This window comes from Clostridium sp. LIBA-8841 (genome assembly GCF_057782475.1).
In genome coordinates this window covers 1031917-1047091 of record NZ_CM173488.1, presented here as the reverse complement: position 1 = coordinate 1047091, position 15175 = coordinate 1031917, and the positions used below count along the sequence as shown (strand labels likewise).

The window sequence follows — 15175 nt, the reverse complement described above, 5'->3', positions numbered from 1 at the left end:
TTTATTTAAAGTCATAGTCTTTCTACTTATTTTTTATAAATTAATTCACCTGAATAAATCTTATTTGTTCTAATTCCAGGCTTAATTTCTCCATTTATTGAGAATATATTATCACCATCTAGTATTAATGCTTCTCCACATGGGGCATTAAATGGTACATCTCCAATTGATTTCCACTCATTATTCTTTGAGTTATAAACTAATATTTTTGTATTCCAAGAGAAATCCTGAGGATCTCTTCCAAAATACTCTTTCTTAAATTCAGCTAAACTCTCATCTTTTAAAGTATTTAAATTCTTAACGGCATCATCATAAACAGCCTTATTAAATCCACCTATAACAAGCATTTCATCATCATTTAATTTTACTGAATTAGCACCTAAAAGTGAAATTTCTTCATTTCCAATCTTAACATTAGCTACTTGGCTCCATGAATTATCCTTAATGCTATACTTATAACCATCTGTATAAGCTGTTTTATCTCCACCACTAAATACATATATATCATCACCTAGTAATTGAGCAACTGATTGATTTCTAGTAGCTTCTCCAGGAATTTCTTTTAATTCTTCAGTTTTCCCTGTTTCAATATTAAATTTATATACCTTATTACTAGCTTTTCCATTTTGCTTTCCAAGACCTAAATAAATATCCTTGTCTTTTTTAACAGCAAAACCATCACTAAATGTAAAAGGTAAATCTCCTACGTGTTTTAAATTAATCTCTCCCTTTTCATCAGTTGTAATAAGAGAAACATTATTACCTTCATCCTCATTAGGACTTCCACCTACATAATAAATCCCTTCTTCAGCAGTTATTGAACTTCCATAACCAATTTCATAATCTAATACTGTATGATTTACTTGTTTTAAGTTTCCATTTTCATTTTTTAAAACATATATATCTGGATAAAGCTTTTTAGCTCCTCCTTTAACTACTGGCTCATCTGGGAAGTTAGCTCCTCCTCCAACAACTATATAATCTTTTGTTTTACCATAAAGTAATCCTGCTGTTCCTATATTTTTACTTTGTCCTTTTTGAGCCTCTAACTCACCATCAACAGTCCACTTAATTGAAGTAATCTCTTTATTTTTATTATTAGCCTCACTAGGTTTATTTCCACACCCTGCTAAAACAAGCGGTAGCGTAAGTAATACTCCATACTTCCATATCTTTTTCATAATCCTTTACCCCTTTCAAAATAAAAAAATTAAACTTTAAATAAATTAATTCTTAATTATTAGAGCCACTCTCTAAATATTTCAAATTCATTTCTGTGTAAGACATTTCTTCACTTGGTGTTCCTTCATATAAAACTCCGATGTTTCCATTGCTTAATTCTGTTAAACAAGAATAAGCATAGTAACCTGGTTTAATTAACTTATTGTATTTCCAATCAAATTCATATTTAGGTTCACCATTTTCATATGTTCCTACTTGATTGATTAATCCTACCCTTACAGTACCATTTACTCTATCTCTTGTACTTGAGTTTGGATTTGAGAAAATAACAGCATCTTTTCCATCCACTTTTTTACTGTAACTTATAACACTTAGTTGACAATATGGCTCTAAAACACTTGTATCCTTCTCTACTGTCTCATCCCAAGTAGCTCCACCATCAAAACTTGTTGCAATATTTAAATATCCAGTTAAATTTCTCATAAATAATTTTAATTGTCCATTTGGCATTTCAATAGCTTGACATTCAGTCAATTGGTGTGATTCATCTGATAAAGTTTTAGAATTTATTATTTTTTCATTTTCTAATTTTCTATTATCATTTGGAGATTCTCCCATTGTCCAGTTTTTACCACTATCATCACTATATATAACAGCACTAGATTGTTTACCCTTTTCATTTGTATAATAAACAGGCACTACTAGTCTTCCTTTATGCTCTCCATTCTTTATTTGTATTCCTCTACCTGGAGCTATTCCTAAGAACTTCATCCAATCCTTTTTGACTTGGAAATTAATATTCTCTGGTTCACTCCAAGTCTTTCCGTCGTCATCACTATATACAAGATTTATATAGCTTGTACCTGTTGATTTTAAAGGTGATGTACTGGAATTTATATTATCTATTTTGGTTCCATCTTTAAATAAATCTCCTAGATTATTTGTTGTATACCCTGTCTTATTACCATCTTTATCATAGACTGCATTTTCTCTTACAGTAAATTCTTTACCTGATGAATCATAAAGACACAAGTATTCTTTTCCATCAATATTCTTAAATCCACTTCCTAATTTAGCATTCCAAAAACCATATCCTGAAGGGAAATGTGTTACTAATAAGAATATTCTTCCCGTTTCATCATCTTGAATTAAAGTTGTATCTATAACGGATGATCTATCTGGATAATCCATTATTATTTTTCCTTTATCCCAAGTTTTCCCTCCATCTTCACTTCTTCTAACAGCAGTATCAATATCATTACGAGGTGCATCTGCTCCACCTTGTCTTCTAGCATCTATAGAAGCTATTAAAGTACCATCCTTTGTTTTGAATAGAGCTGGTATTCTATAATTGTTAGAATTTAAGAATCCCTTATAAAATAAATCTATAGGATCAGTTTTAATAGCTCCATCTACAAGCACTTCATCTTTATGCTTAGTCTCTCCAGTTTTATTTATTAAATAATCATCACTTACAGGTTCCTTATATATATTCATAAAATCTATATTCCCTTTAAAATTATATTCATTAGATTGTCCATATCTATCAGTCTTTCCAATAAAAGCACTATCTAAATTTTCTATATTATTTAAAAACTTAGTATTACTATCTTCAATATCTCTTACTAACTTTCCATTAATAAAAAGTTTATACCCTTTGTTCTTTTCAACCTTTAAAGCAACAGTATTATCCCCTTCATTTAAGGGTTCATCTTTATAAATATGTACTAAATTTTCAGTACCACTTTGTGTATCTCCTTCATTTCTTTGATTTCTAACCTCAAAACCAACTCTTGAATTAGTAACGTAAAAATTAAAATATCCATTTTTTGTTTTGCTATTACTTATTCCTAATAAGCTTTGTATTTTAGAATCTTTTAAATTGAATTTTACTAAAATAGTACCTTGATCTAAGCTTTTATATTTTTCTAAATCTCCAGTAATATTTAAAGCATTAGATTTCTCTAGATTGATGTTCTTATATTCTCCTAGAGAATTTAAAGTTTCCTCATTGTTTACATTAACCTCATACCCACTATTATTTCCTTCTGAGTTTAAAGTACTTCCTTTAACTAATACATAATTACCACTACTTATAACCATAGCAGCCGCTAAACTTAAAGTTATCCCTTTGTAATTCATTTTACATCCTCCCATAAATAATTTTTTATTATTTTGAAATAGCATTAATTTTTAATGCTAAAACACACGAAGTAAAATTTTTTCTTATTGTTTCTATAATTTGTGGATTTATCTTTTAGAATATATTAAGTGTTATTTTTATGATAGTTACTTATTTTAATAAAAAGATTTTTTCTCTTAATTCTCTTTAAATCTTTTAAGAATATAATTTTTGAAATGCAACGACTAAAATTTGATTACTAGAATGTTTAATAAAAATTATTAAATACTAAATAGATATTTAATTAATCCCTTCTTAGGACACTAAAACATAATTTAAGTTTTTCTTATAAAATCAATTCTCCTAAAAAACTTTGTTATTTTTGAAAAATGTTTTCAAAATAAGATTTTTTTGAAAATATTTTTCTTATATTCCATATTGTAATCCTTTTCTAAAGAAATTTCAATACAATAAAGATATTTTTATGGTAAGTTTTTCTATTAATTTTTCACAAATTTGCTGTTAATCTTTATATCCCTCTGTTTAAATTTAATTTTAGTATAAGAAGTACCTATCAATTTACTCTGAAAATTAAAGATTTTAGCCTTTAAAGCAATATTTTTCTTATTAAATTCTATACACAAGAAAATTTTTTTCACTAAATTATATTTTCGAAAATAATTTTCTTAAATTTAACTATCAATTTTAACTTGAATTTAAAGTTTTAAGAATTAAATATGAATATGTTAAGCTTCTCATAAAGATAATTTAATATAGCCATAGAGTAAAATAATGCTCTATTTAATTTTGTCCTAAAGTAACTCCAACTGACTTTATGAAATTAATAGATAAAATGGATCAATAAACTAAAAAGACTATGACTTTTATTTAAAGTCATAGTCTTTCTTATTTCAATTAGTACCTTTATTAGTCGCAACCACAATCCCCTCCACTATCGCATCCACAATCACCCCAAGAATCATTACAATCGCAGTTATCCCAACCATTATTGCAATCACAATCATTCCAATTATAATCACTTGAACTATTTATAAAATAACTATCTCTTCTATTATTAGAAGGTTCCCCTGAATTATTTCCTCCTAAGACCACTATCTTTAATAAACTTGCAATTGCACATGAAGCAATAAATACAAATATTACACCTAATAATATTTCCATAAAATCTCTCCTTATTTTTCATAATCTATATTAGAATCAAATTTTGTACTTAAAACCTACAGCTCTTTTTGATAAACTATCATATATAACTTCAACTTTTCTATTTAATCTTATTGGTTGAAAGCCTTTAGAATCTAAAAAGACTTTAGTAAAAATTCTATCTATCCTCCTATTCTAATACAGCTAATAAAAAAGTTAATTTTCTCTATAAACCCCTCACTTAAATTAGAATATTCCTGTTTAATTAAATTTCTCACCTCTTCTACAGATGCATCTAATGGAAGTGTATTTGCTCCTTCAGCTATATTTCCTATGGCTATATTAGCCTTTGCATAATCTCCTATTGCTACATCTGATGCTATTGCACTTGCACCTACTGCATATTTTCCTATAGATAGTGAACCTATTGAAAATACCCCTATGGATATTGCTCCAATTGAAAATGTACCTATAGAAATGGCTCCTACTGATAATAATATTCCTATTGCTAAAACTGCCAAACTGATTAACCCCATAGATATAAATCCCAAACTCAAAACTCCAAAAGAGATAAATCCTAAAGATATGATCCCATATGATATACTTCCTATAGCAACTATCCCCTTTGCCTTCTTCAAACCTCTTCCTAAGTTAATATGCACAAGTGGTAATCCAAATAATCTCCTTTTACTCTTATATTCATACTCCAATGAACCTCTGTTAAAGTTAATAATTACCTGTGTTTCTTTATTACCTACTTTTTCTGCTTCTTGTTTTTCTCCATTATTTATTTCTTTCCTTTTAAGAGTATCAAAATCATCGCTCTCTTTAACCAAACTATCTATGGTTACATTATATAGTTCAGAAAGTATTATTAGCTTATTTAAATCTGGTGTTGATTGTCCAGATTCCCACTTTGAAATCGCTTGTCTTGATATTCCTAATTTCTCTGCTAATTCTTCTTGAGATAATCCATTCTTCTTTCTTATTAATTGTAATTTTTCAGCTAGCTTCATACTCTTCACCTCCATAGAAAAACTATACAAAATTCATATATATTAATCTACCAACTAGCAATTTCTTTTTGTCAACCATAGGTTGCATCCCTGTATTAATCAACTTTTAGCTATAATATGGCTTCCATTTTCTAAGCATTAATTAAACTCTGAATTATTATCTATTAAACCTATATCCCTAGCTTATATCTCTCTTTAAATTACCTTATTATACCATATATTTAAAAACCTATATAATATTATTCTCTCTTGTTATTAAACCACTTCTTAAAATATTAACTATTATAATTTCATAACTAAAAAAGGATTATGGTTTTGTTATAAACCATAATCCTTTTTATCTATTTTTTATTATTTATTCTTATAAAAGGTTCTTCTACTTTAGTATCTATCAATTTGTCATAAGCTTTAACTTTTCTATAAGCATTTCCCCAAGTTTCATTTCTCCTATAATCACGTATCTTGTCTAAATCAAATTCAGCCACAATTATACCTTCTTCTAAAGAATTAGCTTTAACTATGTTATTATCAATATAATTTCCACTCTCATCAAAAACTATAGGACTATATGCACAAGAATTCCCCCATTTTTCTCCTGGATAATTAGCCATAGCAACTCCCACCATATTTTCAAAGGCTCTGGTTGATAATTGATTTATTCTAGCTGGATTCATATCACAAGCATTAGGCACAAGGATAATTTCTGTTCCTTTAAGCATTAGTACTCTAGCGCTCTCTGGGAATTCCCTGTCATAACAAATCATAATACCTAATTTAACACCATTAAAATCACAAACCTTAAATTCTTCTCCCCCTTGAAGCAAAGCTTCTAATGAAAAATCACAGGTATGAACCTTTGAATATTTCATTAAAATTTCTCCAGTTTTATCAATTACTAAAGCGGTATTTTGCGGAGCCTTTTTTCCTTTTGAAAGATAGGTAATAACAACTCCAATTTTCAACTTTTTAGCAACTTCTCTAAATGATTTGACATAATTACTCTCTTCATCAATAGCTTCTTCAAGCCATTTTTTTCTTTCCTCTTCATAGCTTTCATCAAAAGGATTGTCAAAGGCATCTTCATATGGTGGGTTATATCCATTTGACCACATCTCTGGGAAAAGCACTATATCTACCCCCAGTTCTTTTCCCTTTCTCACATATTCTAATCCTAACTTTAAATTCATATCTATACTATTTGCAAAAGCTTTTTCTTGCACTAATCCAATTTTAAAACTTTTCATAAATTACCTCTCACCCATTAAATTAACACTTAATTTTCTATATTTTCTTTCTGGATAATGAATTTATCCTAATCATTAAAGACATCATCTATACCTACATAATTTATATTTATAAAATCACTTCAATTAAAATAAGCTCATTTGAACTTTTTCATATCTACTTTTATAATCTTTAATTATGTCATCCATCTTATATAGAAGTTCATATTTTTCACACTCTTCTTTAAATACTTTCCAAAGCTTTGAAGATTTCATAGATGGGCACTCATATTTTTCTCCATAAGTAGCAACATATTTTTTAACCATCTCATCATTTCCATAGATTTCTCTTAATTTATTATAATAATACTCTCTTTGATTTTGTCTTAAAGTAACTCCAAGCCCATAAGAAAATACAAATTTTGCTCCACATTCATAAGCTTTTCTAATAATATTAATAATATTTTCTTCACTATCATTTATGAAAGGAAGGATTGGCATAAGAAGTACTCCAACATATATTCCATTATCACTTAATTCTTTTATAGCCTTAAATCTCTCACTACTAAGACTTACATTAGGCTCTATCTTTTTACATAAGTTATCATCATATGTTGTAATAGTAATTTTTATTAATACCTCTGAATGTTCTTGTATCTTTTTTAAAATGTCTATATCTCTTGTAATTAAGCTGCTCTTTGTGGCAATGCTTATGCCAAAATTATATTTATCTACTAATTTAAGTGCTTCTCTAGTAAGCAAATATTTTTTTTCAAAAGGATTATAAGGATCACTCATTGCTCCTATTCCTATTACTCCTTTTTTCTTTTTACTCTTTAAATCTTTTTCTATTATTTCTGTAGATTTTTCCTTAGCTCTTACTCTATCAAAATCTATTATATTATAACAATTACTCCTTGAATCACAATATATACATCCATGACAACATCCTTTATATATGTTCATGTTGTAATTAAGCCCAAACCATGAATTATTCTCCACATAGCCCGATATAATTTTTTTAGCTGGTATATACTCCATAAATTCTTCTCCTTCTTTTAATCATAATCTAAACTAAAAGCTGAATTTTATATTATATATCTTATTTTAATTATATTCTTATTAAAAGTCCTTGTGTTTATAGATAAAAAATAATTTCTCCTTTTAAATTAGTCCTATTTTAGGTGAATATTGATTTAAATTAAATATAAAAAGAGAATCACAACAAACTATTATGATTCTCTCCATATTATTAAAAATTACTATTCAATTCTATAATCCTACAACTTCTTTAATTTGATGCATAACTCCATCTTCATCATTGCTCTTAGCTACAAATCTTGAAACCTTTTTTAATTTTTCATGAGCATTATCCATTGCATAACTATGATACGCACTATCCATCATCTCTAAATCATTTAAGTAATCTCCAAAAACCATAGTCTCTTCAAACTTAATATCTAATAGATTTTGTATTTTTCTTATTGCAGCTCCTTTATTAACTCCTTTTGCCATTATATCTAACCATAAATAGGCAGCTACAGTTACTTGAAGCTTGTCCTTATATTTATCAAAATGATTTAAACTGTTATTTTCTGCTCCCTCAAAATCACACATAGTAACTTTTAAGATTGTATCATCAACTTTTTCTAAATCTTCTACTATTTCAAATCTATCGTAATACTTTCTTACTTCTACTAAAAATTTCTCATCATCACAATCAACATAAGCTGATTTTTTCCCACATAAAACAACATGAGCATTTTCTACAGTTTTTCCAACTCTAATAAGCTCATTTGCCATTTCTCTATCTAGTTCATTTACCACAATTTCTTTTCCTTTATAAACAACAAAAGTTCCATTTTCGGATATAAATAACATTTCTTCTTTTATATCTGAAAACTTGTTAATCAAATTATAGTATTGTCTTCCACTAGCTGCTGCAAAAAGTATGTCCCTTTTTTTAAGCTCATTAAAAACATCATAAAAGTCTTTGCTTAACTCCTTATTGCTATTTAATAATGTTCCATCCATATCAGATGCAATAAATCTTATGTTTTTCTTATTCATCTTCATTTCCTCCTAAGTAAAAAAGAAATATGCATTTAGCATATCTCCGCTCTCTACAAGTTTTTCCCAAGTTTTTGTTATTTGGTTAACCCATTCCAAATAAAAATCAAGCAAATTATATTATATCATTTTTAATGTTTTGTTCCTCTTCTCAAAACTCATTTATAAGACAATAAAAGTGCCTTAAATAAAAAAAAGTACTATTTTTCTAATTAAATAGCACTTTTTTAAAATAATTTAATTTCCACTAAAAATATTGTTTTTTCTGTATATTTATAACTAAAGTTCCAGTTATATATAGAATTTCACTTGAATTATTATGAATATCTCATAAAATATAGTAATAACCTCTTTTGATAATTCTTTATGCACTTAACTACTCAAGATTTATAATATAAAATATTATTAGCTAATATTTATAAATAAAAATATCTAATAACTCAATAAAATTTAATTTCAAAGTAATAAACTTTTTAGTTGATATTACTAACTAAAGTCCAACGACCTCTTTAATTTGGTACATAACTCCATCTTCATCATTATTCTTCTCAGTTATGAATCTTGAAACCTTCTTTAAGTCTTCATGAGCATTTTCCATGGCATAGCTATGATATGCACTTTTCATCATTTCTAAGTCGTTTAAGTAATCTCCAAATACCATAGTCTCATCAAATCCTATATTTAAAAGTTCTTGAATTTCTTTTATGGCAACTCCCTTATTAACTCCACCAGCAGTTACATCAAGCCATATATCTCCTGCTATTGCTACCTGAAGCTCTTTCTCATATTTTTTAAAATATTTATAACTATTTTTCTCTGATCCATTAAAATCACACATAGTAACTTTTAAAACTGTATCATCAACTTTTTCTAAGTCCTCTACTATTTCACATCTTTCATAGTATTTTCTAACTTCTTCTAAGAATCTCTCATCATCACATTCAACATAAGCTGAATTTTTACCACATAAAACAACATTTGAATTTTCTATGGTTCTTCCTATTCTTATAAGTTCATTAGCTACTTCTCTATCTAATCCGTTAACTACAAGCTCTTTTCCTTTATAAACAACAAAAGTTCCATTTTCAGCTATAAATAGCATGTCCTCTTTTATCTTGTCAAATTCTTTTGCTAGAGTATAATATTGTCTTCCACTTGCTGCTGCAAAAAGTATATCCCTCTTCTTTAGTTCCTCAAAAACTTCATAAAATTCTGGGCTTACTTCCTTGTTACTATTTAATAAAGTTCCATCCATATCTGTTGCTATAAATTTTATCATATATATATCCTCCTAAGTAAAAAAAAGTATAAACTAAATTAACTACAAAATAAAAATTAATATATTATAGATATTTCTCTCTCTTTTAGTAATTTTAAAATTTCTTCATTTGGTTTTTTATCACTTATTATAAAATCTACATCTTCACATTTTGTAAAACTACAAACACCATCTGTATAAAATTTTTCATTTTCTGCAACTAAATAAGTTTTTAAACTAGCTTTAATTATAGCATTTTTCATGCTGGCCTCTTCTAAATTAAAATTGCTTATAAAGTCTTCTACTAAATTTATTCCACCAACACCTACAAATGATTTATGAAATCTATAATTTTTAACATCCTCAACAGCTCTACCTCCTACGGTTCCCCCTAAATTTTTATTATACATACCACCTATGCATATAACATCTATGGAAGGATGTGAATCAAAAAGTATTGCTATTCTATTCATATTTGTTACTACAGTTATGTGCTTTTTAGTATTTAAAAGCATATTTGCAATTGAGTAATTTGTAGTAGATGCATCTAAAAATATAAAATCTCCATCTTCAATTTCATTTAAAGCAAGTTTTGCTATGGCATCTTTTTCGCCTAAATTTTTCATAAGTCTAGGCATGATACTATCATCATGAACAGTTTGTCTTTCTAATATAGCTCCACCATAAGTTCTTTTAAGTAATCCTTCTTGTTCAAGCTTTTGAAGATCTTTTCTAATCATGCCTTCAGTGACATCAAATCTCTCACTTAAATCTTTAACAAAAACTTTTCCATCTCTTTTTAATATTCTTAAAGTCTCCTCTAATCGTTCCTCCATGAACATAGTCTTACTCTCCTTTTTACCTAATTAAACTCCAATTTATATAAATCTCTTAATCAAATCGCTTTTATTATTATTTGTTATTATTTAATATCATTCTCTTCTCATTTATTATTATATGATATTATTTACTATGAATCAATAATAAAAGGGAATATATCAAAACTCAATGACCAAACCTATCAATATTATGAAGAAAATATCTGGATAAACTTTAGAATTTAAGCTATTATGCAGAATATTTTACGTTAAGAAAAGAAGCTATTTGACCAGCGGGAGTTCTTCCCCTTAGTAAAATCTTCGGAGTAATTGCTATATAGATGACTCCAATGTAACTAAAGTTCCATTGGATAAGTTCAAGAATCCAAATTAAAATTTGGACTTTCACTTAAAATCCAGTAATTCTCGGAATATATTTTTAAGTTTTTTGAGTTATTTTGATATATTCCCTTATTTTAGTTATAAAAATAATAATAAACTAACTGCCATAACAATCATTCCTGCAACTAATCCGTATATTGAAAGATGATGCTCTCCATATTTCCTTGCTGTTGGTAATAACTCATCTAAAGATATAAACACCATTATTCCAGCTACTGCAGCCAATAATATTCCTAAAGTCATATCATTAAAAATATTTCTAAGTAATGTATATCCTATTATGGCACCTATAGGTTCAGACATTCCTGATAGGAAGGAATATAGAAAAGCTTTCTTTTTATCACCAGTAGCATAGTAAATAGGTACCGAAACTGATATTCCTTCTGGTATGTTGTGTATTGCTATTGCAATTGTTATTGGAATAGCTAAACTTGCTCCATTAAGTGCTGAAACAAAAGTAGCTAATCCTTCTGGGAAGTTGTGTATAGCTATTGCTAAAGCCGTAACTAGCCCTGTTCTCATAAGAGCTTTATCTTTAAAAGATTCATTTTTAGAATCCTCATATATTAAATTTGAAGATACATTACCTTCATCTATATCCTCAATACTTCTTGCTTCATGGGGATTTTCTTCTTCAGGTACAAACTTATCTATTAAAGCAATTATTGCTATTCCTGCAAAAAATGAAATAACAGTAACTAAACTACCGGCTTTAAGCCCCATAGCTCCAACAAGTGAGTTTTTTGCCTCTTGAAATATTTCTATCATAGAAACGTAAATCATAACACCAGCAGAAAAACCAAGACTTATACAAAGAAATTTTTTATTTGTTTTCTTTGCAAAAAATGCTATACAGCTTCCTATTCCAGTAGCTAAACTAGCTAATAAAGTTAATAAAAAAGCTAAAAGTATATTATTCATTTCTCTTCCCCCTCTCATATTCAATTGATAATTATTATCAATTATAACTTGTAATTTACCATTTGTCCATACAATTCTATTATTTTATAAAAGTTTTATGTTCAAATTCCTCTCATTTCTCTTTAAAATACTATATGCAAATTAATATATTAACTCTATTAAAATATCAATACTTAGCTATGTTTTAAACTAGTATTAATTTTTAGATAGAACTATAAGACCATCTTAATGAGCAGTTAATACATGCTGTTCTTTTAGGAAGCACCTTTTTATTTCATTCAAAGGTGTAAGTTCAAAATACAAAATTAAAAATTTTGATTTTCACTTAAAATTAAGTTAGATCTGAGTGGCTAGCTAAAAATCAACATTCATCTAAAACAGAGCCTAAAAAAACAAAAGGCATCATAGCTTTTTAAGCTACAACACCTTTTTATCTAAATTTTTAATTATTCAATTTATAAGATTTAGATTTTATTAAACATGAATTTTTCCGCTATCTTGTATTTCCTCTTCATTTATTTTAATACCTTTTTTCTTTAATCTATTGTTAGTAACATTTCCAAATATACAATATATAGCAGCCATTGTTGGAACTCCTACTAACATTCCAATAAGTCCAAAGGCACTACCACCAATCATAATTGCAAGTAAAACCCATAGAGATGATAACCCTACTGATCCCCCTACAACTCTTGGATAGATTAAATCTCCTTCAACTCTTTGAAGACATAATATAAATATAATAAACCAGATTGCTTTTATTGGGCTTATTATAAGTATTAAGAAGAATGAAGGAATTGTTCCTATAAATGCTCCTAAAATAGGTATTAAACTTGTTGTACCAACAAGAACACTTATTAAGAAAGCATATGGTATTCTTAATAATGACATACCTAGGAAACATAGTGTTCCTATAATTAAAGCCTCAGTACATTGTCCAATAATAAATCCTGAAAATACTTTATTGACAGTTTGTCCAACTCCTAATATTTTCTCTACAATATCTCTTTTAATATATGCATACATAACTTTTTTAAGTTGACATATTAATTTTTCTTTACTTGAAAGCATATATATTGCTAATACAAAGGCTAAACAGAAATCAATAATAGCTGTTGTTACATCAACTGTTATACTAACAATATAAGATGCAAGTCCACCAAATAAATGGGTAACTGTTTTTAATATTTCTTGCCAAGCATTCATAACTTGATCCCAAACCTTACTTAAAATTACTGTTGAATCAGCATAATTGTTCATAGTAATTTCAAAGGATTTTAAATAACCTGGAATACTGTTTGTAAGTTTAATAATGCTTGAAGTGATTTCAGGTACAACAAATAATATTATTGCAGTTATAGCACTTACTAAAACTATTATTGTAACTGTAATGGCTAAAGGTCTTTTGGCATTTCTAACCCACGATTTTTTACTATTATCTAATTTCTTAAATAATTTTCTTTCAAAAAATTTCATAGGTATGTTTAAAATAAAAGCTATTGCTATACCTAAAATTAATGGTCTTATAAGATTTGTAATATATCCCAACCCACCAAAAATTGTGGAATATTTCATAAATACAAAAGCTAAAACTATACCATAGGTAACTACAATTAACGCTCCTTTTAACTTTTTATCATTAGAAAACATGTCATCACATCCTTATTTATGGTCTTATTATATTTTCTTATAATAACCCAATGATTGTATATCATAAAAATTGCTTAGTTTTTTCTAATATATCATATTGTTAACTTTCTGTTAAGACAATATTAAGTTTTATTTCTTCTAAAATATGTTTTCAAATTTATATATATACTAAAAACTTATTTTCCCGTACGCTTTAAATACATTTTTACAAATAAATTAGGTGTATAAGCAGCTAATTTCATATACATATACATGTTTCTTCCATATCTATTTGTTCTTGAAGTTGCCTTCTTTAAAGCTTTTTTCACACTCTCATCTCTAAGCACTTTTAAAGTGTCTTCCTTTGTTTTACTATTTAAAAACCCCAATACTTGATACATTATATGTTCAGCAGTAAACTCTTTTTCTATAATATCTTTTAAATTTCTCTCTAGTTTTTTTTCTTCAATAAACTTAGATACATCCTTCATTGACTTTATTACTGTTATATTTTTATATATATCAGGATTATTTGTTAAAGAATCCTCTCTTTGATAATAAAATACTAGACTATCCTCTATTCCTCTAACTTTTTCTGAACTTAAAAGTGCTTTAAATATAAAGTTTAAATCTTCTGCACCATGAGCTCCTTCTAAAAATCTAAGATTATTCCTCTTTAAAAACTCTTTATTATAAATAAGACTTCCTGTCCAAAGTCTTACTTTATTATCCTTATAAGCATAAAAAACATCCTTACCTGACTTTTCTTTTCCAAACTCAAAACTTTGTTCTCTATTTATATTTACACTGTCATCTTCTTTTATCCTTTTGTGATCAAAAAATACTATATCAGGTTCATTAAAAAGATTCCTTTCTAAAATTTGAACTAAGTTGTTTTCCGCAAAGTCATCTGAATCTAAAAATAAAAGATACTTTCCTCTTGAATACTTAATTCCAATGTTTCTAGCAACACTTTGCCCCCTATTTTTTTCGCATCTAATAACTTTATGAGCTATCTTAAACTTCTTTAAGCATGCCTCACTGACTTCACATGTATTATCTGTTGATCCATCATCAACAACTATAACCTCAAAGTTATTTGATGTCTGCCTTTCTAAAAACATAAGATTTTTCTCTATATATTTTTCTGAATTGTACGCAGGAATTATTATACTTAAAAACTTATCACTCATTACTGTCATTTTTCTTCAACTCCATTATAGTCTTAAATTATGTCCATTAGCCTTTTTAAATTTTATATCCCCTAATACTTAATACTCTTTAAATAAATTGTTTTAAAACTAACCTTATTAAAAATTAATATTTTCTAAATAAAAAACTATAAAATTAATTTCTATATGCTAATTTAACTT

The 15175-nt window shown here is 27.3% G+C and carries 12 protein-coding genes; all 12 read right to left on the bottom strand.

Annotated elements, in window-relative coordinates; all coding sequences use genetic code 11:
- Positions 1 to 26: 26 nt before the first annotated feature.
- On the bottom strand, positions 27 to 1181 hold the full coding sequence (locus AC2A4K_RS04445; RefSeq protein WP_322504169.1) for a cyclically-permuted mutarotase family protein: 1155 nt from the start codon (positions 1179 to 1181) through the stop codon (positions 27 to 29).
- Between the two features lie 52 nt (positions 1182 to 1233).
- Positions 1234 to 3324, bottom strand: coding sequence for a sialidase family protein (locus tag AC2A4K_RS04440; RefSeq protein ID WP_322504170.1), 2091 nt, complete (start codon positions 3322 to 3324; stop codon positions 1234 to 1236).
- 907 nt (positions 3325 to 4231) lie between these two features.
- Positions 4232 to 4486 (bottom strand): hypothetical protein, encoded by a 255-nt coding sequence (locus tag AC2A4K_RS04435; RefSeq protein WP_322504171.1) that lies wholly within the window; start codon positions 4484 to 4486, stop codon positions 4232 to 4234.
- Positions 4487 to 4647: 161 nt separating this feature from the next.
- A complete protein-coding gene (locus AC2A4K_RS04430) occupies positions 4648 to 5481 on the bottom strand; it encodes a helix-turn-helix domain-containing protein (protein ID WP_322504172.1) in 834 nt (277 codons plus the stop codon).
- A gap of 341 nt (positions 5482 to 5822) precedes the next feature.
- Positions 5823 to 6725 (bottom strand): carbon-nitrogen hydrolase family protein, encoded by a 903-nt coding sequence (locus AC2A4K_RS04425; RefSeq protein WP_322504173.1) that lies wholly within the window; start codon positions 6723 to 6725, stop codon positions 5823 to 5825.
- Between the two features lie 126 nt (positions 6726 to 6851).
- Positions 6852 to 7745 carry an SPL family radical SAM protein gene (locus tag AC2A4K_RS04420; RefSeq protein WP_322504174.1) on the bottom strand — a complete coding sequence of 298 codons (894 nt, stop codon included), beginning with the start codon at positions 7743 to 7745 and terminating at the stop codon, positions 6852 to 6854.
- Positions 7746 to 7976: 231 nt separating this feature from the next.
- The gene (locus AC2A4K_RS04415; RefSeq protein WP_322504175.1) at positions 7977 to 8774 is read right to left on the bottom strand and encodes an HAD family hydrolase; all 798 of its coding nucleotides are present in this window, start codon (positions 8772 to 8774) and stop codon (positions 7977 to 7979) included.
- Positions 8775 to 9264: 490 nt separating this feature from the next.
- Positions 9265 to 10053: an HAD family hydrolase gene (locus AC2A4K_RS04410; RefSeq protein WP_322504176.1), complete on the bottom strand. Its 789-nt coding sequence runs from the start codon at positions 10051 to 10053 to the stop codon at positions 9265 to 9267.
- A 56-nt stretch (positions 10054 to 10109) separates the two neighbouring features.
- Positions 10110 to 10874, bottom strand: coding sequence for a DeoR/GlpR family DNA-binding transcription regulator (locus tag AC2A4K_RS04405; protein ID WP_322504177.1), 765 nt, complete (start codon positions 10872 to 10874; stop codon positions 10110 to 10112).
- 456 nt (positions 10875 to 11330) lie between these two features.
- Complete coding sequence (gene zupT / locus AC2A4K_RS04400; protein ID WP_322504178.1) at positions 11331 to 12173, bottom strand: zinc transporter ZupT; 843 nt, start codon at positions 12171 to 12173, stop codon at positions 11331 to 11333.
- 474 nt (positions 12174 to 12647) lie between these two features.
- Positions 12648 to 13823, bottom strand: coding sequence for an AI-2E family transporter (locus AC2A4K_RS04395; protein WP_322504179.1), 1176 nt, complete (start codon positions 13821 to 13823; stop codon positions 12648 to 12650).
- A 176-nt stretch (positions 13824 to 13999) separates the two neighbouring features.
- Positions 14000 to 15004 carry a glycosyltransferase family 2 protein gene (locus tag AC2A4K_RS04390; protein ID WP_322504180.1) on the bottom strand — a complete coding sequence of 335 codons (1005 nt, stop codon included), beginning with the start codon at positions 15002 to 15004 and terminating at the stop codon, positions 14000 to 14002.
- Positions 15005 to 15175 lie beyond the last annotated feature (171 nt).